Source organism: Parageobacillus caldoxylosilyticus (assembly GCF_019272935.1).
GTDB lineage: Bacteria > Bacillota > Bacilli > Bacillales > Anoxybacillaceae > Saccharococcus > Saccharococcus caldoxylosilyticus.
In genome coordinates this window covers 2,058,143-2,082,390 of record NZ_CP040553.1, presented here as the reverse complement: position 1 = coordinate 2,082,390, position 24,248 = coordinate 2,058,143, and the positions used below count along the sequence as shown (strand labels likewise).

General features: G+C 43.4%; 22 protein-coding genes. 11 read left to right on the top strand and 11 right to left on the bottom strand.

Going from position 1 to position 24,248, the window contains the following annotated elements:
* Positions 1-48: 48 nt before the first annotated feature.
* The 7 genes from BV455_RS10500 to BV455_RS10470 all read right to left on the bottom strand — a co-directional run bounded on the left by BV455_RS10500 (position 49) and on the right by BV455_RS10470 (position 7,898).
* Entirely contained in the window at positions 49-336 is a 288-nt protein-coding gene (locus tag BV455_RS10500) for an EscU/YscU/HrcU family type III secretion system export apparatus switch protein (protein WP_061579104.1), read from the bottom strand.
* On the bottom strand, positions 333-2,732 hold the full coding sequence (locus tag BV455_RS10495; RefSeq protein ID WP_245005273.1) for a hypothetical protein: 2,400 nt from the start codon (positions 2,730-2,732) through the stop codon (positions 333-335). The genes BV455_RS10500 and BV455_RS10495 overlap by 4 nt, the downstream gene beginning before the upstream one ends.
* A 79-nt stretch (positions 2,733-2,811) precedes the next feature.
* Positions 2,812-3,483 carry a ComF family protein gene (locus BV455_RS10490; RefSeq protein ID WP_061579106.1) on the bottom strand — a complete coding sequence of 224 codons (672 nt, stop codon included), beginning with the start codon at positions 3,481-3,483 and terminating at the stop codon, positions 2,812-2,814.
* Entirely contained in the window at positions 3,480-4,976 is a 1,497-nt protein-coding gene (locus BV455_RS10485; protein WP_280638345.1) for an ATP-dependent helicase ComFA, read from the bottom strand. The genes BV455_RS10490 and BV455_RS10485 overlap by 4 nt, the downstream gene beginning before the upstream one ends.
* A gap of 68 nt (positions 4,977-5,044) precedes the next feature.
* Positions 5,045-5,890: a DegV family protein gene (locus tag BV455_RS10480; protein WP_042408151.1), complete on the bottom strand. Its 846-nt coding sequence runs from the start codon at positions 5,888-5,890 to the stop codon at positions 5,045-5,047.
* 153 nt (positions 5,891-6,043) lie between these two features.
* Positions 6,044-6,721: a response regulator gene (locus tag BV455_RS10475; protein ID WP_017436409.1), complete on the bottom strand. Its 678-nt coding sequence runs from the start codon at positions 6,719-6,721 to the stop codon at positions 6,044-6,046.
* On the bottom strand, positions 6,696-7,898 hold the full coding sequence (locus BV455_RS10470; RefSeq protein WP_061579109.1) for a sensor histidine kinase: 1,203 nt from the start codon (positions 7,896-7,898) through the stop codon (positions 6,696-6,698). Before BV455_RS10470 ends, BV455_RS10475 begins: the two co-directional genes overlap by 26 nt.
* Before the next feature lie 218 nt (positions 7,899-8,116).
* On the opposite strand from BV455_RS10470, the gene BV455_RS10465 reads away from it, so the two are divergent.
* Together BV455_RS10465 and BV455_RS10460 are read left to right on the top strand one after the other, a co-directional pair.
* On the top strand, positions 8,117-8,752 hold the full coding sequence (locus BV455_RS10465; RefSeq protein WP_218687175.1) for a YigZ family protein: 636 nt from the start codon (positions 8,117-8,119) through the stop codon (positions 8,750-8,752).
* A 40-nt stretch (positions 8,753-8,792) separates the two neighbouring features.
* Entirely contained in the window at positions 8,793-9,764 is a 972-nt protein-coding gene (locus BV455_RS10460) for an LCP family protein (RefSeq protein ID WP_218688036.1), read from the top strand.
* Between the two features lie 45 nt (positions 9,765-9,809).
* On the opposite strand, the gene BV455_RS10455 is transcribed toward BV455_RS10460, so the two are convergent.
* The 3 genes from BV455_RS10455 to secA2 form a co-directional block, all read right to left on the bottom strand.
* A complete protein-coding gene (locus BV455_RS10455) occupies positions 9,810-10,874 on the bottom strand; it encodes a glycosyltransferase family 4 protein (protein WP_017436413.1) in 1,065 nt (354 codons plus the stop codon).
* A 680-nt stretch (positions 10,875-11,554) separates the two neighbouring features.
* Positions 11,555-12,427 (bottom strand): accessory Sec system S-layer assembly protein, encoded by an 873-nt coding sequence (locus BV455_RS10450; RefSeq protein ID WP_042408159.1) that lies wholly within the window; start codon positions 12,425-12,427, stop codon positions 11,555-11,557.
* A gap of 13 nt (positions 12,428-12,440) precedes the next feature.
* Positions 12,441-14,804: an accessory Sec system translocase SecA2 gene (gene secA2 / locus BV455_RS10445; protein WP_042408161.1), complete on the bottom strand. Its 2,364-nt coding sequence runs from the start codon at positions 14,802-14,804 to the stop codon at positions 12,441-12,443.
* Positions 14,805-15,289: 485 nt separating this feature from the next.
* On the opposite strand from secA2, the gene BV455_RS10440 reads away from it, so the two are divergent.
* From BV455_RS10440 to BV455_RS10410, 7 genes are all read left to right on the top strand, one after another.
* Positions 15,290-16,000 (top strand): glycosyltransferase family 2 protein, encoded by a 711-nt coding sequence (locus BV455_RS10440; protein ID WP_217994787.1) that lies wholly within the window; start codon positions 15,290-15,292, stop codon positions 15,998-16,000.
* A 21-nt stretch (positions 16,001-16,021) separates the two neighbouring features.
* Positions 16,022-16,390 carry a DUF2304 domain-containing protein gene (locus BV455_RS10435; RefSeq protein WP_017436417.1) on the top strand — a complete coding sequence of 123 codons (369 nt, stop codon included), beginning with the start codon at positions 16,022-16,024 and terminating at the stop codon, positions 16,388-16,390.
* Positions 16,377-16,745, top strand: coding sequence for an EamA family transporter (locus BV455_RS10430; RefSeq protein WP_017436418.1), 369 nt, complete (start codon positions 16,377-16,379; stop codon positions 16,743-16,745). Before BV455_RS10435 ends, BV455_RS10430 begins: the two co-directional genes overlap by 14 nt.
* 18 nt (positions 16,746-16,763) lie before the next feature.
* Complete coding sequence (locus tag BV455_RS10425) at positions 16,764-18,023, top strand: ArnT family glycosyltransferase (RefSeq protein ID WP_218687174.1); 1,260 nt, start codon at positions 16,764-16,766, stop codon at positions 18,021-18,023.
* A 51-nt stretch (positions 18,024-18,074) separates the two neighbouring features.
* A complete protein-coding gene (locus tag BV455_RS10420; protein WP_042408168.1) occupies positions 18,075-18,317 on the top strand; it encodes a hypothetical protein in 243 nt (80 codons plus the stop codon).
* Positions 18,318-18,557: 240 nt separating this feature from the next.
* Entirely contained in the window at positions 18,558-19,877 is a 1,320-nt protein-coding gene (locus BV455_RS10415; protein ID WP_017436421.1) for a processed acidic surface protein, read from the top strand.
* A 1-nt stretch (position 19,878) separates the two neighbouring features.
* On the top strand, positions 19,879-20,472 hold the full coding sequence (locus BV455_RS10410; protein ID WP_017436422.1) for a class D sortase: 594 nt from the start codon (positions 19,879-19,881) through the stop codon (positions 20,470-20,472).
* A gap of 392 nt (positions 20,473-20,864) precedes the next feature.
* Here the strand turns inward: BV455_RS10410 and BV455_RS10405 are convergent, their stop codons facing one another.
* On the bottom strand, positions 20,865-22,073 hold the full coding sequence (locus BV455_RS10405) for a polysaccharide deacetylase family protein (RefSeq protein ID WP_017436423.1): 1,209 nt from the start codon (positions 22,071-22,073) through the stop codon (positions 20,865-20,867).
* A gap of 252 nt (positions 22,074-22,325) precedes the next feature.
* Between BV455_RS10405 and BV455_RS10400 the strand changes: the two genes are divergently transcribed.
* Both BV455_RS10400 and BV455_RS10395 read left to right on the top strand, forming a co-directional pair.
* On the top strand, positions 22,326-22,985 hold the full coding sequence (locus BV455_RS10400; RefSeq protein ID WP_061579118.1) for a hypothetical protein: 660 nt from the start codon (positions 22,326-22,328) through the stop codon (positions 22,983-22,985).
* Between the two features lie 18 nt (positions 22,986-23,003).
* Positions 23,004-24,188, top strand: a complete 1,185-nt coding sequence (locus BV455_RS10395) for an efflux RND transporter periplasmic adaptor subunit (protein ID WP_218687173.1) — start codon at positions 23,004-23,006, stop codon at positions 24,186-24,188.
* Positions 24,189-24,248: the final 60 nt, after the last annotated feature.

The following is a 24,248-nucleotide window of genomic DNA, read 5'->3' as shown; positions in this document are numbered from 1 at the left end:
TCCTCCAACGTTTACCTATTTTATTTATCGACATATTTTTGTTATGGTTTAATAGTTTTTTTCTATTTTTTCTATTAAAATCAAAATCTCGGCAATTACCGCATACAACTGCGGTGGAACGTTGTCTCCTAAATCGACATCTAATAAATGTTGGACGAGGGAAACGTCTTCTTCAATCGGAATATGATTTTGCTTTGCTAGTTCAATAATTTTTTCAGCGATGTACCCACGTCCATGGGCCACTACCGTTGGGGCGCGACTCCCTTCTTCATAGCGAATGACAGCCGCCGATGGTCCGTTCAGTTCTTTCCGTCGTTTTTGATTAAAGTACATCATATGATAAAATCATACCCTTCCTCTGTAAATGTTGCTCGTTTCGCTTTCATCGTCTGTTTTTCTTCTTTTGCTTCGTTCCATGTCGTAAATTGAATCGATTGAATGTGGTATCCGATCTCTTCCATATTTTGCTTCACCGTTTCTAAAAACGGAGATACCTTTTCAGAAAAATCTTGGTGGTCATTGCGGAACGTAATGGATAAATTCCTTTCATTGGCACTTAATAAAATACCGATGTCGCCTAATTTCCGCGTTTCCAACAAAAAGTATAAACTGCAATTTTCCCAGTCCATTCGTTTTCCGTCGTTGCGCGCGTTGACGTGGATTTTAACATCTTTCACTTCCTGATGAAACAAAATCGGAATCGTAAAAAAGAGCGTCTGCATGGCACTTGCCCCGTCCCATTTGTTTAACAGCTGCTGCCCCGTTACGCTCATCGCTGCCTGCTCCGCTTGTTTCGCGACAGGATTTCCTTCCGTCTGCGTCAATTTCAACAACCATTCTTTCACCGTTTGCTTTGCCTCTCCCTGTTGTCCATTTTTAAATACAAGCGAATTGGCTACATCTGATTCATATGTAAGCCCTAGGCGGCGAAGCATTTCCAATACGTGGCGTGCGGACGGCTCCGGCTGAATCGTTTTGTTCCATTCGCTGAAAAAGGCTTGCACTGGATCATGAAGCTTCAAGTTTTCTTGAGAAACAAAATGCTTGACTTTTACATCGGACGGTTTCCATTGCAGCTTTGCGAGCATCTCTTTCACTTCTTGCACGATTTTTCTCGCTTGTTCGTAATCTCCTTTATCGAGAAGTTTTTTCGCCTCCGAAAGCTGCGAACTTGCTTGCAGAAGCCGTTTCTCTGTCATCATGTCAGCAAACAGCATCATATCGCTTTTTAATATCGTTTGATCCAGCATTTTGATCGTTGATTCCAGCAGCTGTTTTGCCTGCGGGCGGGCGGACTGGCGGTACTGTTCAATCAAATATTCTGCTGTATTCAAATTGCGCAGCATATCCCGCTTCGCTCGCTGAAACTCAAGCGCTGCTTCGGCCATTCGTTTCGTTACCGTTTGCACCATGATATCTTTCGAGTTGAGTTGTATCGACATCATTCCGTCAATGTCCATCGCTGGCGCGTCTTTTGGCAGCGCAGCTTCGATGCTTTCCAGCTCCGCAAATGCCCTTTGCCGCGCCTTTATTTCGTGTCCTTTTTCGGAAAGCTGTTTAGCTTCCGAAAGCACTTGCATTAGGTGTTGTTTTTGATCATCGTCTTTTAGATGCGGAACGATTTCTGTTTCTACCATATCAAGTGCCTTCATGAGATCAGGCTCTCGCTGTATGGCTTTCAGAACACGCTGAATGAGGTCGCGAAGCAAAGCAATTTCTTCTTTGCCATTCATCATTGACTGCTCTGTTGTCCCTTGGTCCGAAAACGCCTCTAATGCATCAATCGATACAGCGGCTGCTACTGAGTTCATCCCTGTATCTGTGCCGCCTGTTTGCAAGGATGGTTTGAAACGATGAATAAACTGCTCCAAATCCTTTTCGAGCGAGGATAATGCTTGCATGAGCCGCAGGCGGGCCGATTGAGCCAACCCTAACGTTTCTAACCGCAAAGCTTGATCTAATGCTTGCAATACCTTTTCGCCCAGCTCAGCGGGAAGTTCTTGCGCCGCTGCACGCACAGCTTCTTGCACTTGACGCACATTTGGTGCACTCTCTACTTGACGGCGGATATAGGAAAGCAGATTCCCTAGATTGCTTCTTTCCTGCACTTCATTCCGTTCCTGATGCTCACTCATCCGCTCAAGCGAAACAACTTCCTGCATCATAGGAGCGCGGCCTTGGTTTACCGTTTGTGAAACAGGTAAATTTAGTCGTTTTGCAATATCTTCTAGCACCGCGCCGATTGGTTTTCCGTGCAGCGCTTCATGGATCGCGGTTAACTCTGGGAGGCGGATGGCGATTCGTTTATTTGCCGCCGCTTGAATCGTTTCAAATTTTTGCTCGATCGTTCCTGTTCCTTTCTGGAAAAATGTCCGCAACGCTTCAAGCGTTTCTTCGGTTAACGGAATGTTTTTTGCCGCGAGCACCGCTACGGCTTGACGAAGCTCTGGCGTTTCTGGCTTTGGAGATGATGCGCTTGGCGGTTTCGCGACGATGCGCCCCTCTACCACGCCGTCTTGCACATGATGGATTTCCAACATGATTTTTCCTTCGTTTGGAATGCGTTGATCGACGCGCACATGCACCTCCATCCCGCGTACCTGCATGATGGCTTCGTGTTCATTTATTTTTTCTTTTATCGCTGCTTCATAAATGTCTCCTTGTTTCAACACTGCTGGATTGCCTGTTGGAAACACCATTCCTTGACTGCTGCTATAGCCTTTAATCTCCATCGTTTCTCACTCCGCTCTTTATCTTCTACTTTATATATCGACACGAATCGTCAATCTATAAATTGGACTTTCTTACCAGTCACGCGCGAATTAACGTAAAAGACGATACAGAACTCGCTCCATACCGACGAAGCTGCGTTGCGGCATGATAAACGGTTGCGCCTGTGGTGTAAATGTCATCGATTAAGACAATGTCTTTTCCCTCAATTTGTTTGCTATCTTTGACATAAAATTGCGGAGCGGTAAGCCGTTCTCTTTTCTGTTTTTTCGACTGTTTTTCATGATCGCGACGCTCAAGCGCGTTCCATAAAGGGAGCGGAAGAAACGATGCAAGCGCTTCGGCTTGGTTAAACCCTCGTTCGATGAGGCGCTCCTTGCTTAAAGGAATCGGAACAAGCAAGACATTTCGGGAAAAATGGCGAAAAAACGCGTTTGTAAAGTCCGCTCGGAACGCTTCAGCAATCACGTAATCACCGCGAAATTTAAAGCGGGCAAATACTTCTTGCATCCACTCATTGTACTGGTAAACAGAACGATTTTTCTCTAACGCATTGCCAATCGTCTTCCATGTTTTGCAATCCTCGCACAATGGCTCTCGATATGGACGGCCGCAACGCTCGCAAATTGGTTCTTCGATGAGCGAAAAGCGCTGGCGGCAGCGCGGGCAGACGGGATCTTCCTGTTGCAAAGTTAAAAAATAGCGAAACGTAAACGGCGGATAAAATGTTTCATGACAAAGCAAACATTTCATCGGCGGATCATCCCCCGTTCGTACGCTTCCTTATTCATTCTCTCCATCTGCCGTTTTGCCGCGATCATTTGCCGCGTTTTTCCGTAATGGAAAAAACGGATGTCACCGCTTGGATATTGGGCGCTTCGGCCGACGCGGCCGGCGATTTGCACGAGCGCGCTTTCCGTAAAAATGCCGTCTTCGGCGCCAAGCACGGCGACATCGATGTTTGGAACGGTCACGCCGCGTTCCAAAATCGTCGTAGTGACAAGAAGCGGAATGCGTCCGTCGCGAAACGCCTGCACTTTCTCGGCGCGCTGCGGATCTTCCGCGTGAACGCCTTCGATCCGCTGATCCCATTGCTTGAGGATGCAAACAACTTGTTCGAGCACATCAATATGGGGAACGAATAAAAACGCTTGTTTTGCCGTGTTGATGCGGGATTGGACCCAGGCGAGGACATTGCGGGGAAGGCGTCTATGCTTTAACTGCCTGCGCCAGTTGCCGCACCATTCGAAAGATGGGACAGGAAGGGGAAAACCGTGGTAGCGGGCGGGAATGGTGACCCCTTTTCGTTTGCCGTGCTTGATTTCCTTTTGCCAGGCTGGATGAGGAGTGGCGGTTAAATAAATCAGACTCGATGCCTCTTTGCGCGCTTTGGCGGCGGCATATTCCAGCATCGGTTCGACCGAATACGGGAAGGCGTCAACTTCGTCAATCACCATCACATCAAAAGCGCGGGAAAACCGTAAAAGCTGATGGGTGGTAGAAAGGACAAGCGGGGCGAATTTGCCGCGGTCGTCGCTGCCGCCGTACAAGGCGATCAATGGGACGCTTGGAAATGCTTGTTGCAAACGAGGGAAAAGCTCGCGCACAACGTCGGTTCTTGGTGTGGCGATGCATACGCGCTTTCCCATTTCCAGCGCCCGCGCGATACCCGGAAACAATACCTCTGTTTTGCCGGCGCCGCACACCGCCCATACGAGCAATTCGCCATTGTGCACGATCGCGTCCGTTACCGCATCGGCGGCCCGCTGCTGGCCTTCGGATAACGTTCCGTTCCAAGAGAGCGGGGAAAGATAGCGGTCCTGGGGGAAAGAAAAGCGGGATACGACGAGCGGGGTGCATGCGCTGACACGTCCCATCATGATGCATTTGCGGCAATACGTACAAACGGTTTGGCAGCGGGCACAAGGAAACGATGCGAAAAAATGATGCTCCTCGTTTCCGCACCTCATGCAGCGCCATCCATGCTTTGTTTTCATCATCCCTTTTTCGTAAGAAAGATAGCCGTGTTCGTAGTGCGCTTGAATGAGATCGAGAGGAAATGGAAGTTCCTCAAGGAGAAGCTGTTTTCCTTCAAGAAAAGAAAGGAGTTCTGGGGAGTAAGGAAACTCGGGGTGCATCGGGATAGAAGGCATGGAATCGATATGGCTAATCGGTTTAGCAGCTGGATCATTGGCTTTTGCCAATACTTCTGGGATCAATCTTCCTTCACTCACGATAAAACGCATACGTTCCCTCCATTTTCAGATGGTCCATCCCTATGCCGCATAAGGCTTGCGGCATAGGGAAAGCAACACTATGGCTGATACCATGTTAGTCCTAACGCGCCTTCGCCAAGATGGGTGCCGATGACAGGGCCGAAGTAGCTGATCATAAAATCGACATGCGGATACTGGCTTGCCAGCTCTTGTTTCCACTGTTTGGCATCATCAGGGCGGTTGGCGTGAATAATCGCCGCTTTGAGCGGCACTCCTTTGGCAGCGTCTTCGGCAAACAATTCTTCAATGCGTTTTACTGCTTTTTTGCGCGTGCGAATTTTTTCAAGCGGAACAATCACTTTGTTTTCAAAGCAAAGCAGCGGCTTAATTTGCAAAAGCCCGCCGATAAACGCCTGCGCTCCCGTCAGCCTGCCGCCGCGCTGCAAATGCGATAAATCGTCCACCATAAAGTAAGCGCGCAGCGTTTTTTTCATTTCATCCATTCGTGCGATGATCTCTTCCGGCGTCTTCCCATCAAGCGCCATTTTCGCCGCTTCGATCGTGTAAAAACCTTGGGCCATGCAGCTGATTTCCGAATCGTACGCATACACCTTCAGGCCATCGACCATATTCGCCGCCGTCAGCGCTCCTTGATACGTGCCGCTAATGCCGCTTGAGAGATGGATGCTTACGACCGCGTCGTAGCCTTCATCACGGAGTGATGTAAATAATTCGACAAACTCGCCAACCGGGGGCTGGGACGTGGTCGGCAGCTCTTTTTGTTGCCTCACTTCTTCATAAAACTGCTCGGCCGTAATATCGATTTCCTCGCGGTACGTCTCTGCGCCAAACGTAACGCTGAGCGGAATCATATGAATCTTGTACCTATCTCGTACTTCTTTCGGAATATAAGCCGTGCTATCGGTGACAACAGCAGTTTTCATTCGTTCCTACCTTCCTCGCCTATATAGTCTTTAATACCTATTATAGCGAAAAATGGAACGAATTTCATTAATTGTTTGGCAACAAATACGAGGCCATCTTTGCCGAATGCTTACCAAATCCGACAGGCGCCGACAATGCCAAGAATGAATGTATCAGCGCACTTCGACCCATCCGTTTTTAATCGCTACGACAACCGCTTGTGTACGATCGTTGACATTTAGTTTTTGCAAAATATTGCTTACATGATTTTTCACCGTTTTTTCGCTGATGTACAGCGCTTCGCCAATTCCACGGTTACTTTTTCCATCCGCTAGCAGCTGCAATACCTCGCATTCGCGGCGAGTTAACAGATGGAGCGGCCGGCGCACTTCCTGTTTTCTGATTTTGCTTTCGTCTTTGCCCGAGGCCAAACGCCGGTATTCGCGAATTAAATTATGGGCCACTTTCGGATGCAAGTACGACCCGCCTTCTGCGACGACTTTTACCGCTTCAATTAATGTATCGGCGTCCATCTCTTTTAATAAATAGCCTGTCGCCCCTGTTTGCAGCGCGCGCATCACATAATTTTCATCATCATGAATGGAAAGCACGACAACTTTCGTCTCAGGATACGTTTCCACCAACTGTTTCGTCGCCTCGACCCCGTTTATATTTGGCATGTTAATATCCATCAAAACGATGTCTGGACGATATTGTTCGACAATGGAAAGCACTTCACTGCCATCCGCGCCATCGGCGACGACTTCAAATTCTTCCTCAAATTCTAAAATGCGTTTAATCCCTTCCCGAAATAGTTGATGATCATCAATGATTGCAATGCGAGTTTTCATTTATGCCTCTCCTCCCTTTTTCATCCTGCATTGGAATGTTCAGTGGAATGCGAATAAACACCGCCGTACCGAATCCCACTTTGGAACGAATCGTTAACGTTCCTTCCAGCAATTCGACTCGTTCTTTCATGCCGATCAGCCCAAAGGCATTTTCTTTTTTGACAGTGGTGTCAAATCCTTTGCCGTTATCTTTTACCATCACAAGCAGCTGATCGCTATTGATCTCCATCTTTACTTCAATGTGCGTCGCTTCCGCGTGTTTAAGGGCATTTTGTACTGATTCTTGAACGAGTCGAAACACGGCTGCTTCCATACGGGACGGCAGTCTCATTTCTTCGCCGACGTGCACAAAGGAGACGGTAACCCCTTTACTATAGTCTTCGATAGTTTGTAGGTATTTTTTAAGTGTAGGCACTAAACCTAAATCGTCAAGAGCCATTGGTCTTAAATCATAAATAATCCTGCGCACTTCGGAAAGGGCGGAACGAACCATTTTTTTAAAATCGCGGATTTCGGCAATCGCTGCGTCGATGCCGCGGTCTTTTAATACTTTCTCTAGCAGGTCGGAACGAATCATGACATGGGCCAGCGTTTGTGCGGGACCGTCATGAATCTCGCGCGACAATCGTTTTCGCTCCTCTTCTTGCGCTTCAATAATTTTAAGACCAAACTCTTGCTTTTGTTTCGCTCCTTCAATAAATTCTCCAACTTGGCGGAAATCGCTGTCCAAGTAATGAAGCACAACGGTAATTTGCCCGACTAAATGCTCCGCGCGTTCAATGATCTCTTTCAATCCGGCTAAGCGCCGCTCAAGCTCATCGCGCCGCAGCCGCAGCTGTTTTTCCCGTTCGCGAACCATCGCCAATTCCATGTGCAATGCATGCGCCTTTTCGTATGCCTCGCGAATCTGTTCTTCGGAATGGGAGGAAAAATTCTGGCTCACTTCGGAAAGGTGGCGGCGGGAAAGGCGCGCTTTTACTTCAAGCTCGTCCGCTTCGTCAATCGTCTGCTTCGTCAGCCGTTTAATTTCGATAAGCTCCCGCAGCAGCCGCTCGTGTTCCTGGCGCGATTGTTCGCCAATTTGGAAAATTTCATTCTTGCTATGTTGAACCGTGTTGATCATTTTTTCGACAATTTGATCCAATTGTTTTGTATCGAAATGTTTGTCTGCAGACATGCCAAATCCCCCGTAAACTCCTGGTTCTGTCGCTGCCAGGTTTTATATTCCAGCGCCAAAAAAATTTATTTGAAGGAAAAATGTTGTCGATTTATAATAAGAAAAGCATCTACTTTATCAATCTATTTAAAATTAGTATAACATGTTTTTGTTAGAAATTAGGCAAACTTTTATCGAAAATTACAGCTCTTTTCTCTTCCAGCGAGGTGATTTTTGTTTTGTTGCAAAAGTATTATACCGTAAAGGGGTACGGAGAAAACGAGATTATTATCGAAAAATCCCGTTTTATCTGTTATATCAATAGAGCCACAACGGAAGAAGAGGCCGTTCAGTTTATTCAAAAAATCAAAAAGAAGCATTGGGATGCGACCCACAACTGTTCCGCTTATATCATCGGCGAGCACGATCAAATTCAAAAAGCAAACGATGACGGCGAACCGAGCGGAACGGCAGGCATTCCTATGCTCGAGGTGCTGAAGAAAAAAGGGCTAAAAGACACGGTTGCCGTCGTCACCCGCTATTTTGGCGGCATCAAGCTTGGCGCTGGCGGTCTTGTCCGCGCTTATGGCAAAGCGGTATCCGAAGGGTTGAAAGCCGCGGGCATTGTCGAACGCCGCCTTGCGCGCGTCATGCATGTTACCATTGACTACACATGGCTTGGAAAAGTCGAAAATGAGTTGCGCTCTTCGATATATATAATTAAGGACATCCATTATTCAGAAAATGTCGAGCTGGAAATTTTCGTTGATGAAACAAAAAAACAAACATTCATCGAATGGATGACGGAACTTACCAATGGAAGGGCGGAAATCGCCGAAGGGGAAACGGAATATCTCGAAACGGACGTCTCTTAAAGCGGGCGCACAGTCAAAACGATGAAAAGGAGTTTTTATGATGGTAAATGAAAGAAAACGGCTTAAAAAGATAAAAAAGAAAAAACGAAGAAGACGCATATTATTTGGGCTATTTGTTTTCAGTTTATTATTGTTAGTTAGCTGCTTAGGATATGCTTCATTTTTAATGCATAAAGCCGAATCGGTGATTAACAAATCGTATGAAGAGATCAGAAACGATAATGGAAAGCATCTGGACCCAAAAAAGGATAATTTCTCTGTACTGTTTATCGGCATTGACGATAGCAAGTCCCGCAATTTTAAAAGCGATACCCGATCCGATGCGCTTCTCCTTGCCACGTTTAACGCGAAAGACAAGTCGGTGAAAATGGTGAGCATTCCGCGGGATTCGTACGTATATATTCCGTGCAAAGACAAATACGATAAAATTACACACGCACATGCTTATGGAGGCGTAAAATGTACGGTCGAATCCATTGAAGATTTGTTTGATATTCATATCGATTATTACGTCAAAATGAATTTCTATGCCTTCATGGATGTGGTGGATGCACTAGGGGGAATCAAGGTCGAAGTGCCTTATGACATTAAGGAAAAAGATTCCGAAGACCATCGTAACGCGATTGTACTGAAAAAAGGAGTGCATACGTTAAACGGCGAAGAAGCGCTCGCCCTTGCGAGGACCCGAAAAAAAGATAACGATATCGAACGCGGGAAACGCCAGCAAGAAATTTTAAAAGCCATTTTGAAAAAAGCAAGCAAGGCCAGCTCCATTACAAAATACGACGATGTCATCGAAGCGGTTGGAAACAATATGAAAACAAACCTCACATTTGATGACATTAAGTCATTAATTTATTATGTCACAAGCAGAAAAAATATCCATATCGAATCACTCCAACTCAAAGGGACAGACCAAAATGACGGGGTTTATTACTACCAGTTAGATGAGGAGTCTGTGCAAGAAGTAGCAAATACGCTTCGAAAACAGTTAGAGTCATCGGATGAATAGCGGATGGATAAAAAAGGTCATCTCGATACAGACGAGATGACCTTTTTATTTCATTTTCTCATTTGCATAGCGAATGCCTCGCACAATTTTTAAAATTGGACGGTAATTGTGACCAACTAATCCGATTTTTTCAGCGACTAACTCCAGCGCGAGCACGACAATGGCCAATATAACCATAGATACCCATGCGGCAGCTTTGGACAAAATGATGGCCACCAGTCCAAACAAAGCGCTCATGCCGTAAATAATGAGAACGGTTTGGCGATGGCTATATCCAAGCCGAAGCAAACAATGGTGCAGATGCGACTTATCTGGCGCTGACAATGGCTGTCTTTTAAGAAGACGGCGAATAATCGCAAAAAACGTATCTGAAATTGGCACACCCAAAATAATAACAGGAATAATAAACGAAATCGCTGTGACGTTTTTAAACCCAAGCAAGGAGAGAACAGAAATCATATATCCTAAAAACAGAGCTCCTGTATCTCCCATGAAAATTTTAGCAGGATGAAAATTATAAATCAAAAACCCTAAAATGCTGCCGAGCAAAATAAAACCCATGCCTGTGACAAACATGTCACCTTTTAAAATGGCCATCCAGGAAATGGTTACTAGCGCAATGGCAGAAACTCCAGCAGCTAGCCCATCCAGCCCGTCAATCAAATTAATGGCATTGGTAATCCCTACAATCCAAAGAATCGTTAATGGAATGCTTAAAAAGCCGAAATGCAATTGCGAGCCAAACGGCAAATTAATGTATTCCACTTGCACTCCACCAAATACAACAACGACAAAGGCAGCTAACAGCTGTCCCGCTAATTTCACTTTTGGAGAAAGTTCAAATAAATCATCCAAAAATCCGGTAATAATAATGATGACGCTTCCTAATAAAATCGGGACCTCAAACACATTATCCGGATCTAAAAACACAACTCCTACCATAAACGCGATATATATCGCCAATCCGCCTAAACGCGGCATTATTTTCTGATGCACTTTCCGTTGATTTGGACGATCAGTTGCGCCAATTTTAAACGCCAACTTTTTGACAAGCGGTGTTATAAGCACGGAGGTCATAAAGCAAATCAACAAGGTAATAAAATAAGCCATAAAAAATCCTCCTTAACTTTATCATAACCACTCATTCTTTTTTCTTGTCATCATGATTTTGCATTCCCATCAAAATATTGGGAAAAATAACATAAAATCACTATGTATCATTGGTGTCAATCCGGACATAGTATAAAAAAAGACATTTTGACTACCAATGAGGATTATAACATAGACATACAAACTATTAAACAATTAATTTTACACACTACTTGTTTCATAACTTGTTTCTTTATATATCATTCGAAAAAAGCAATTCCTATAAGGGGAATGAGGACAAAAATGGTTTAGAAGTAATCAGAACAACGCTATCGTTTATACTAGTCTTTTACTTTGCATAAACGGATAGATATGTTGAAAAAATGTTTGCTATGGATGGATGTCAAATTTTTGAGGTAGGTAATGGTTATGTAGGATAATTCATGCATTTTGTATAATATTTTCACATTTTTGCTTGTCTACCATGTGGGTTATGGTACAATAAAAGTAAGGACCGTCTTCCGTTTTGTATCAGGATATAGATCGAGAGTGCGATGGACGGGTTGAGGCCAGGAAAGATATCCACGAATAGGTGGATATCTTTTTTTATTTAAAAAAGCTAATATTCAACGTTGTTGAAACGTTGAATATTAGCTTAAACAGACAGACGATCTATGATGATTTTAACAGTGAATATTTTCTTATTTTACAGTGGATATTTTCCATTTACTCAAATCTGGCGCAGACTTTTGGATGAGCTCTTTCGGAAAAATAAATGTCCACGGTTTTGTCGTGTTTGCTTTTACTTCCAAACGGTCAAGGACGAATCCTCCGCGTGCGACCACCTCACCTGCCGCGTCTTCTACTTGAAGCGGAAGCTGCTCAAGATAAATAGTTCGGTCGCTGCCGTTACGAATTAACACGGTGATGTGCAATCCATGTTCCTCCGTTAGTTTTGCCTGAAGACCAAAGAAATTGACTTCCCCTGGCTTTGGCGGCTCAAGTTGATCCACGAATTGCCGTAATTTTTCCTTTTCTTCTTCAGGAAGCGCTTTTTCCCAGCTTTCCTCCAATTCCAAGCGATGCTTTGATTTTAATTCGAAAGCAAGCTTCCATCCTTCGCTTGGAATATCATCCATTTTTAATGTCGCGTTTTCGAAAAGAAAGTGCCATGGCCGGCTGCTTTTTGCCGGAAGTTCCCCCATCTCCTCTAAATCGAACTCTTTCCGCGCAATGATCCCATCGTCTGCGCTTAACAATAAAAGCGTTGCTTTTCCAATTTGAATCGGCTTGGATAAACTATGGCGCACGAACGCGGATACAACCACGCCATCAGCTTCCCTTCTTAAACTAATGCCAGATAGGGAAATTTGGTTTGGTTTTAACGGCGGTAGTTCATTGTTTAAAAAGCGCAGCACATATTGCTCTTCAAGCGGTAAATTCCACGATGGATGCAAGGAAAGCTCTGTATAAACGTCTTCGTCGCCGGCATCATCCGTTTCTTGAATGACATCTTGCGCAGAAACGGCGGTATCTCCGCCGCTTTTTTTCTTTTTCTTTAAAAAGGGAAACAACGTTTATTCCTCCTTATTCGTCCGAAGTATGTTGGAATGATTGCAACAACTGGGAAAGATGCAAACTCATTTCTTTTTCGATCGTTGCGTACATCATCGTGAATAATTCGAATCCGTCCTTTTGATATAATCGCATTGGATCTTCTTGCTGGTAATGGCGCAGCCCGATTCCTTCTTTTAAAAGCGCCATATTTTCTAAATGCTTCATCCAATTTTGATCAATCACCGTTAACATGATATTTTTTAATGCTGTCTGAAGCGATAGGTTGTTTTTCCATGTTTCAAGATACTGAATATAGGAATCTACCGCTTCCTTCACTTTCTGTTTCACATCTTCCATATCTTCTAATGAATGTTCAAAGGAAACTTGCTGCGGGTAGAGAAGACGGTTTAACTCCTCGGTCATCGTTTTAACATCCCATTCTTCTGGAATAAGCTCTGGCAGACAGTATTTTTCGACAATGTTGTTGCACGCGGATTGAACCATCGGAACGATAAGAGAAATCCTGTCTTCTACTTTTAATACTTTATCACGTATATGGTAAACAACGTTTCGCTGCTCATTAATGACGTCATCCAGCTTTAAATTGTATTCCCTAATCGAGAAATTAAGGCCTTCTATAATTCGTTGTACTTTATCCACAAACTCATGAATGTTGCTGTTTATAATTCGTCCTGTTTCATCTGTTTTTAGTTTCGGTTTTAATTTTTCCGTTTCTTCCTTCGCAAAGCGGCGAAACATATCATCTTCAAGGGAAATGAAAAACTGACTCGAACCCGGATCCCCTTGGCGGCCCGCTCTTCCTTTCAGCTGGTTGTCAATTCTTCGGCTTTCATGCCGCTCTGTTCCGATGACGTGCAAACCGCCAAGTTCAGCAACTCCTTCGCCTAACAAAATGTCTGTTCCCCGGCCGGCAATATTCGTAGCAATCGTGATGCGGCCGCGCTGCCCGGCTTTGGCAATGACCTCCGCTTCCTGCTCGACCGTTTTCGCGTTCAACAGCTCATACGGCAAATTTTCTTTATCTAAATATTTAGCTACTTCCTCTGACTGCAAAATCGAAGTCGTCCCTATTAAAACCGGCTGTCCTTTTTCATGACGGCGTTTTACTTCTTTCGCAACTGCCACATATTTGTCATGTCTTGTCATGTACACGTTATCCGGCATATCCACACGAATTTTCGGCCGGTTCGTCGGAATCGGGATGACATCCATTCCGTAAACGTGCTGGAATTCTTTTTCTTCCGTTTTCGCTGTTCCTGTCATCCCTGATAAAATCGGATACATACGGAAATAGTTTTGAATCGTAATAGAAGCTTGCGTTTTGTTTTCTTCGGTAATTTCCAAACCCTCTTTCGCTTCAATGGCTTGATGAAGCCCATCGCTTAACGAACGCCCTTCCATTACGCGGCCTGTAAACATATCGACCAGCATTACTTTTCCGTCCCGGACGATGTAGTCAACATCTCTCTTGAAAATCACATGCGCCCGCAACGCCTGAATGACGTAATGGTATAAAATTTGGTGCTGCAAGTCATACAAGTTGTCAATGCCGAACGCTTTTTCCACTTTTTCGATTCCTTTTTCCGTTAAATTCGTTGTTTTCATTTCTTCATCATATATATAGTCAACGTCACGCTCAAACCTCTTGACTAAACGTGCCGCGATATAATGAAGTTCCGAGCTTGATCTCGTTTTTCCCGCAATAATGAGAGGCGTTTTCGCTTCATCGATTAAGACGCTGTCGATTTCATCGATAATGGCGTAATGATAAGGGCGTTGCACTTTATCGGAAAGATCGTACACCATGTTATCCCGTAAATAGTCGAATCCAAACTCTGTGCCAATTCCGTATGTAATATCGGCTTGATACGCTTTTTTCTTTTCCGAAGGAGACATCATTGGAAGATTCAAGCCGACGGTAAGACCAAGAAATTCATGAATTTGGCCGATTAAATTTCTGTCGCGTTTTGCTAAGTAGTCATTGACCGTGATCACATGCACGCCTTTTCCTTCCAGCGCGCGCAAATAGCTTGGAAGCGACGCGACAAGCGTTTTCCCTTCCCCAGTGGCCATTTCAGCGATATTTCCTTCAGCAAGGACAAGCCCGCCCATAAGCTGGACGTCGAAATGCCGCATGCCAAGCACCCGTTTCGCTGCTTCTCTCACCACCGCGAACGCTTCCACCTTAATATCGTCAACGGACTTTCCCAAAGCCAATTGTTCTTTAAAATATTCTGTTTTTGCCCGCAGTTCCTCATTCGTGAGCTTTTCCATTTGTGGTTCGAGCTGATTGATTTGTTCAACCAGCTGTCTATATTTTCTTAACCGCCGTTCACTGGCATCTCCGATTGTTTTTTTTAAGAGTGAAAGCATTCTGAATTACGCTCCTTTATGACTAATTCTAATATAGTATACCAAATTAGCCATTGTTATGAAATGTGAATCTATTATAGGATGTTTTGTTATTTTTTTGAAAATCATCCCTTGCTTAACTCCTATTTCAAATATGACACTTTATGTGAAAAAATTACTTGTCGACAAACTTTGTCGAATATTATAGAATGACATCGATAGGATTTAGGTTGATAAGCCAGTCCACGGTTTCCGTGGCTGGCGCTTTTTTTGTCTGCAGAAACTATTGAAAAAGAAAAAAGAAACATGATGCCACCTCTTGATGGCACCATGCTTTCTTACTCATGCAGATGGGACCAAATATTTGTATCAACAGAACTTCCACATCGTTACCGCAATCACATCTTCGAAATCCATCTCCACAGGGATATAATCCATAGACAACAAAGTGACATTACTTGGGAAAAGTGCTATACTAACCATTTGAAAGACATTTCATTTTTAGGATGGAGTATATCAAGGGAGGATCGGTAGTGGATATTCTCGTCATTATCCCTGCTTATAATGAAGAAGCGACCATAAAAAAGACGGTCATGAATTTAATCCAAACGTGTCCATATGATTATATTGTGATCAACGATGGCTCCACCGACCGAACATTGGATATTTTAAAAGAGAACCGATTTCATTATTTAGATTTACCGGTTAATTTAGGAATCGGCGGCGCGATGCAGACGGGCTATCGTTACGCACTTAGAAAGGGATATCAATACGCGATTCAATTAGACGCGGACGGTCAGCACGATCCAAAAGACCTAGAAAAGCTTGTTGCGGAAATCAAACAATCTGGCTGCGATATGGTCATTGGCTCTCGATTCGTAGAGAAAACGAATTACAAAGGCAGCCCTTTTCGAAGAATGGGGATTCTTTATTTTTACTATCTGCTCTATTTTCTTTCTGGAGTGAAAATCACCGATCCGACCTCGGGATACCGCATCGTAAACAGAAACGTGATGCGCGAATTCGCGAATTATTACCCTGTCGATTATCCTGAAGTCGAAGTCATCGCGAAATTAGCGAAAAAAGGGTATAAAATTAAAGAAATCAAGGTGGAAATGAACGCAAGACAAGGCGGAAGATCATCGATCACCCCGTTAAAATCGCTATACTATATGACCAAAGTAACCTTTACTTCTTTGATTCGGTCTATTTTTTAAAAAAGGGGGGGAAGGGTTCGGATGAACAAAGTACAGCTAATAACCATTATGTTCGCTTCTCTTTTCCTCATCCAAGTCATTTATTATTCGACTCGCAATAAATTGAGGGACAAGCAGGCATTTCTTTGGTTTTTGCTGGCGGTAATCGGTCTTTTTATCGCCATCTTTCTCGAACCGCTGAATAAAGTTGCCGCGGTGCTCGGTGTTTCTTACATGCCTACCCTCATCTTTACCATCGCGTTTTTAGTCGTCCTAAACGCGCTCATTTACCAATCGATTACGCTTTCCGATCACCAAGAAAAAATAAAAACGCTCGTCCAAGAAATCGCTTATATCAAACACGAATTACAAAATGATCAACGTAAGGAAGAGAAAGATGAGTCTTGTTAATTTTGTATTGATTTTATTAAATACGGTCATTCTCGTCGCAGGTCAGTTTTTGTGGAAATATGGCATGATGAAAACAACGTTTAAACTGGATCCTCTTTCTATTATCAAAATATTGTTTTCACCGTTCATTTTTTCCGGATTAGTGATGTACGGTTTCGCCACCATTTTATGGCTTTTTATTTTATCGCGCGTTCCATTAAGCGTCGCCTATCCTGTGCAAAGCATTGCGTATGTGCTCGCCGTATTTGGCGCCTATTTTGTCTTTCATGAGCCCCTTTCGCCGACAAAAATCATCGGGGTCATTCTCATTATATTGGGTGTTTCCCTCATCGGAATATCACCTAATACTCAATAAAATATTGGAGTGAATATCATGGTGCTGTCCAATAAAAAGAGAAACATCATCATTGCCAGCATGCTGTTAACCGCGCTTGTCTTCCGCCTTTTTGTTTTATGGAAATACGGATTGTCCCTTACCCTGCACAGTGATGACATGGGATATGTAAGAAGCGGCAAAATTCTTTTAGAGAAAGGCATGCTCATTTACCATAATATGAATGAACCGACCGTTCATATCATGCCGGGGATGCCGGTATTGCTGGCAGCTGTTTTTTTTATTTTTGGCACCGGTAGCGTCGGATTGTACGCCGCAAAAGTGGTGATGATTTTATTCGGCACAGCCAGCGTCTATCTCATCTATGTAATCGGAAAAGATATCCACCAAGAATGGGCTGGCATCATCGCTGGATTTTTCACTGCGCTATTTGTTCCGCTTATCGAAACGGACAATTTAACGTTAACCGAACCGCCTTTTCTATTCGGATTTCTTCTTTTCATTCATTTCGCTATCCAACTTGGACGAAATCATAACATGTCTACTTTCTATTGGCTGATGTTTTCCTACTTGTTCTGCCTGTTGTTTCGAGCTACCTTTGCGTTGATTCCATTCGCGCTTCTTGGCTACTTGCTGCTTATCCAATATCCGCTTCGCCTCGCATGGAAGCAACTAGGAGTAGCTGTCCTGCTCGTGCTGATCGTACTTGGACCATGGTGGGTGCGCAACTATGTTCACTATAAAGAATTCATTCCATTAACCGGCGGTTCCGGTGATCCGCTTCTGTTAGGCACTTATCAAGGATATGGATACCGATATGGCGAGCCTTATAAAGAAGTCATTCAAAAAATCAATGAACAATACCCACATATAAGCAATTACGAAAAACAAAAACTGGAAAAACAAATAGCGATAGAGCGAATAAAAAAATGGTATCATGCAAATCCGAAACAATTCATCGAAAGCTACACAACAAAAAAGGCAAAAACACAATGGGAACAACCTTTTTACTGGATTGAAATCCTAGGCGTACCGAAAGCCGCCGTGGTTTCCTTACACCAATGGATCGTATCACTGGCGTTTGCATCCGTGGCGCTCACCTTGTTTTTGTTCAAGCGCCACCGAAAAGAACTGTTGTTTTTTACTTTCATCATCGCGTACTTTACCATTTTAAACAACGTGTTTTTTGCCTACCCGAGATACAACCTTCCGTTAATGCCGCTTTTGTTTTTATATATCGGCCTGCTCGTTTCAGCCATTGCACGCATGTTTTTCCGCAAAAAAGCAACCTCCTCTTAAACCTCATTGTTTAAGGGGAGGTTTTGTCCTTATTTTGTCCTGGTGTTCATCATGGTTGGAACATCCGCAACGTCATGCTGGAGTACACCGATTGCCGCTTTAACTCCAACCGTAGATCACTTGTTTTCAGGCAAATTTCTAGTTGTCGAATCCGCGATTAAAGCTACGGAATCTGTTTCTCTTGCTCTTCGATTCGGCAACATCATATTTCCACTAATGGATGAACAGCGTCCGAACCTTGATGGGATGCAGCGAGAATTTGATTTCGGTTCGCCGCCTTCCCCTCCTGTCTAAATTGTGTTTTTCTTTGCGGCCGGCTAATTTTTTGATCGTTCTCCACTTTGATCCCTTCCCAAATCTAGAAATACTTTTTCCGCTTCAATGATCTTTTGGAAGAAATGTCTACTTTGTTCCCAATGTTCCTCTTTCACTTTTATTACACTAATTCCATAAATTTAGTATTTTCTTTATCTTTCGTTTTGATTTATACTAAACAAGTATAAACAAGTATTATTTTACTATGGGGGTTATTTTATGAAAAAATTGATTATTTTTACTATCGCGGCATCTCTTGCAATCGCAACATTGCCTGCTTCTGCTTTTGCGATTAGTCCTAATGATCCTGAGCTTCAAACCTACTTAAATGAGATCGGTATGACACAAGAAGAACTAGAAGAATATTTAAGCTACGATGGCTACACATTAGAAGATTTTAAAGATGTCAACGATCTTCGCAACGAGCTTGGCGATGTATTGACAGAAGAAAATTTAGAACAATTGCTTGAAGATTACGGCTTAACGAAAGAGGAATTAAAACAACTTCTTATCGATAACGGTGAACTAGAACCAAACGAAGAAATTACGGAAGCGTTTAAGTTTTATAACGACTTAGAAGAGTTCCTCCTTTTTGAACAATCCTATTCAACACCGATTACCGAAGAAACGCTTGCCGATTTCTTGCAACAGCGGAATATGACGAAAGAACAATTACTTGCACTCCTTAGCAGCCATCATGAATCATTAAAAGATTACAGCTCCATCGGCGAATTGGCTGATGCGATTGATTATTATCAAAGCTTAACTCCGCTTACGGAAGAAACATTGAACGAACTTTTAGACACACTCGGACTTACACGACAACAATTGGAAGAGTTGCTTGCGGCAAACCACGATTCGTTAGATAACTATACGACAGTGGAAGAACTATCAGAAGCCATTGTCGATTATATGCTTCCTGATTTAGAAGAGCTTGGTCTGACGAACGCTGAACTCGAAAAATTGTATCATCACTTCCAATCACTGAATATGGAAGATCCGCAATTTGCGAGCCAAATGGAAGAACTCGGCCGGCGGCTGGAAGCCATTAGTTCGTACGATTTTGAAGGGGTAACAGAGTTGTCCCCGGCACAAATAGCGGAAATTGCCGATGTGATACACGACATGCTTGACATTTTCCAATTGGATGTGAAATTTTATTTGACGAAAAACGGGGAGAAAAAGCCATTAAGCCTAGCCACGCTGCTAACGATGGAATCCACCAACGGCTATGACCTCTTGATCGAAATTTATAACAAACAAGGCGAACTGCTTGCCGACTTCATATTGACAGCGGACATGTTCAACTCTGATTTATTTGAAAACGTAGGCAAAGATTTAGAGAAAGCTGGAAAAGTCGCAAAGATAGAGAAAAAGATTGAGAAAAAGGTAAAACTAAAACCGGTAAAAAGAACGGTAAAAGGAGCAAAACTTCCAAAAACAGCTTCCCCATATGTATCGAATGTGCTTATGGGCGTTGTATTCATCGCTTTGGGAGCGTTCCTATTCCGTGTGAGAAAAGGATTAGGAGCAAAATAAAATGCAAAAACAACGAATCGTTCGCTTTCTTGGCATTAGCTTGATGGTAGTTGGCTTCGCTCTCGTCTTGCTCAACGGCTACCAATACGCAAAGGGGATCAACGCCGCAAAACCGGCGCCAACGGAAACAGCAACGAAAGCAGCCTCTACACCGCCAAAGACTGCAGCAGCGATTTACCCGCGCCAACCAAAAGTGGGCGAAAATATTGGGGAGCTCATCATTCCGAAACTGAACGCCAGTCTTCCGATTTATCATGGCACCAATGAAGAGGAGTTAGAAAAAGGAGTCGGTCATTACGCTGGAAGCGTCCTGCCAGGAGAGCCAGATAACTGCGTCCTTGCAGGACATCGCGACACCGTCTTTCGCAGACTGGGCGAGGTGGGAAAAGGAGACTTGCTGATTGTCAAAACGATCGCTGGAGAGTTTACCTATAAAGTCCGCAAAGTGCGAATTGTAGATGCCGATGACAGAACCGTGATTGTGCCCAAGCCAAAAGCTACATTAACCGTCTCCACCTGCTATCCGTTTCACTACATTGGTGCGGCACCAAAGCGGTATATCCTCGTCGCTAACTTAGTGGCGGCAAGGCATTGATGCCTGCTTTATCCCTTTACTCTCTATGAATTTCATAAAAACATAGTTGTTTCAGTCACCAATCCTTTTTATACAACCCCCACGGAGTTTCCGTGGGGGTTTTGTGATTCGCTCTTCGCTTGCGAAACACTTTTTTCACCAACATGAACGGCATCCATATAATACGTTGCTTTCGTGTAGTGAAGCGTGACAGGCACAAAATGAAAGAGAACTGTCATCATCATGCCGTAAATAGAATTTTTTTAAAACATTGTATTCCCAAGAAAAATAGTTATTTCCCTAGCGCAACTGTAAAAAGGCAAAATGAAATTGCCTGCCTCCTGTTAAGTTTCGGAAACAGGCAATGTCCCAAATAAGCGGGTCAATCCAAACATGAAAGGAGATGTTTTGTATTATGGAGATAATAACTGCTCAAACTGCTGCAATGTAATGTGAGGATATACCCATTGCCGTTTTAACTCAAAAACCGGATCACCTGGATAAACCGTGCCTTTTTTCGTCGTAAACGCCATCGTAAACCCCGCATCTTTCACGATTTGAATCGTCCGTTTGTCGTACGCACCGAACGGATACGCGATAGCCGTCGCATTTACTTTGGCGATGCTCGCTTTTAAATCGTCCATAATTTCGTGATACGGTTTAAACAATAAATAAGGCCCGTTCTTTTTATCAAATAAATGAAAATGATTCGTGTGGCTTTCAAATGTAAACACATCCTGCATTTTTGCTACTTCCTGCTTGCTTAAAAACTGCAAGCCGCTCGGGTCAAACGGCTGCGGAGCCGGTCGCATCCGCCCTGTAATCATAAAGATCGTCGCTTTAAAATTCAACCGTTTCAATACCGGATATGCGTACACATCATTCGATTTCAACCCATCATCAAATGTAATCAATACCGATTTTGGCGGAAGCAGCTGCTCCTTCTTGACGTACGCCAACAGTTGCTGCGGAGTAATCGTCGTATAATGCTGCTCCTTTAAGTAATTCATTTCATTCGTAAATTGGCTTAACGGGACGGTTGTCGTAGCCCGGAAAATCCGCTCATCTTTATCTTCCAAAATATGATGATATAACAAAACCGGAACTCCTGGGTCTTTCTCCGTTATATGTTTATAAATATACCCGTCTCGTCCTCCCAACTCCACAACATAAAACTGTTTCGTCTCCTCCTTTACTGGATAACGAACGCCTGCATGAATCTCCCCAATCGACTGTTTATTTCCATTTTGGAACATATACACTTGCAAATCTTTCGTTCCAATCACGCTTCTTTTTAAGCGGTCTGCTAGTTTCGTAAACTCCGATGGCGGACCAAGTTTTACGTCTTGCTTTTTCACCATCCCTTTTACAAAGCCGTATTGAATGAAATAATAGGTTTCGTTTTCTCCGACTACTTCAAAGGCTTGTCCATGATATATTTTTCCTACCTCCTGAAGCTCATCTGCCACATATGCATACACGGGGGCCGATGGACCGATGGTTTGAATAGATGGACCGGTGGTTCGAATAAATATTTTTTGATTCACGGACGCCTGTTTTTCATAAGGCAATAAAAACAGAAGAACCAACATCATCATGATGCCTAGTGCCCTGCTGCGCAACGGATTCCCTCCCTGTATCCATTCTATTTTATTATTATTTTATTTACTATTATTTTAGCATTATTTAGTTTACCATGATTTTTGTACCATTTCCTCTTAAACATAAACATTACTTTCGAATGATAACATAATGTGATCGTAACAGGTAAAAATTCGCCTCTTTGTAAAAGAAATACTCGATTGATGACAAATTCTGCACATTTGTATTACAATATGCTTATGCCTATATTGATACATATGGGGGACTAGTCTATGATGTATAAAAGCAATCCGCTAAAGGAAATTCTTCATCCGAAAATCGCATTTGCCCAGCTTAGAGAAGCGGAACGGGTGAAAAATGTAATATTGGTCGCCCTTCTTCTCTTGCTTATGAACGTCATCCTTTCGTTGCTGCGGGCTTATTTTGGCATTGGCACGGAAGAACTGACCAAGCATCTCGATCGGTACACCGGCGAACAATTTGCTTTCTTGCAGCTTTTATTCGCGTTTGGCCATGCCTTGGGCGGTCTGTGCGTTCCACTATTATTTTTATTCATATCCTCTATCATTTATTATTTGCTTTTTGATATAGATTTTGTGAAACTATTAACAATTCAACTGCCGATTTTGCTCATTTTCTTACTCGAAGATTTGTTTCTCTTTCCATTCCAACTATTTTTCGGCGTAAAGGATCTCTTTTCCCCATTTTCCCTTGGTGTGTGGGGGCCTTACATAACGAAACATGCCTTTATATGGGCGCTGTTGCGAACCGTTTCACTCTTTTCCATCTGGGCCATATCGATACAAATCATTGCTCTTCGCTCCTTGACGGAAAAATCGGTTCAACGCATCGCGATGATCGTCATCGCCGTCTACCTCTTTTTCGCTTTATTAGCAGCAGCAGGCACAGAATTTCCGTTTAATGGATTTTAATGAAAGGTAGGAATACCAATGAAACGATGGAAACGATACATATTCATCGTCATCGTGCTATGTATATGCGCAAACTTTTACATCTTGTTTCATGCCCAAAGCAAAATTCCAAAATCGGTCTATGTGAACGAACGGGCAAAACCAGAAAAAACAAATATCAAAGAAACCGTCCACACTACCGGCATGACCGTGCCAACAGAGCGAAAATTCATTTACTATAATCCTCAGCTTGGCGCCATCGATGAAATCCTTGTCACAAAGGGACAAGAAATACAAGTCGGCACACCACTGATACGCTACGTGGATGAAGAAATCGACCGGGAGATTCATCGAATCGCACGAAAAAAAGAACAATTAAACGCGCAAATCGAGCAGCTTTCTAAAGATATCGATGATTACACAGCCATGTCCTCTTCTGCCAAAGAAGATAGCATAGAGAAGATGCAATGGGAGGAAAAAGCAAGGGAAGCGGAGCGGGAAAAAACGCTGCTGGAATGGCAAATGAAGGAATATGAGGAACAACAACATGAACTCACAGAGAAAAAAGACGAACTGATCGTGGAAAGCAACACAGCTGGCGTAGTCGAAGAAATCAGCTATAACAAGTCCAAACCGCTGATCACCATCGCTTCCCCTTCCGCTGTCGTTCGCGGAAAAGTGAAAGAAGAAACCATCGGAAAACTCGCTGTCGGACAGACAGCAACCATCAACGTTCCGAACGAACATGAGTCATTTGCCGGTACGATTGCCGATATCGGCAAATTTCCAATCAAAGAAGCGAGCTTTCAAGAAAAAAGCGAATATCCGTTTACCATCCAACTGAACGAACAACCGAAGCAACTTCCTTTCGGGTATCATGTAAACATCACCGTAGTGACAAAAGAAAAAAACGGCGTGATCACCGTTCCTGCCGAAGCGGTGTGGCATGAAAAAACGAAAGCATTTGTCTATGTCATTCATAACGGCAAACTCGAAAAACGAAACGTAATACTAGGAATCAAACATGGAAAGAAACAAGAAATCGAGCAAGGCCTGCGCCAAAACGAATACATTGTGTCCCATCCAACGAAACAGATGAAACACGGAATGGACGTCATCGTGCCGTTGGAAGTGGAAAAACCAAGAAAAGAAACAATCAAGCAATTATCGAAATGGGACATCGTCAAACACTTCCTCGACGGATTTTTCCGTTCCTTCTATTGATAAGGGTTTTCTAAAAAGAAAAACTGGCCTTTTCCTAATACATGCAGGAAAGGCCAGTTT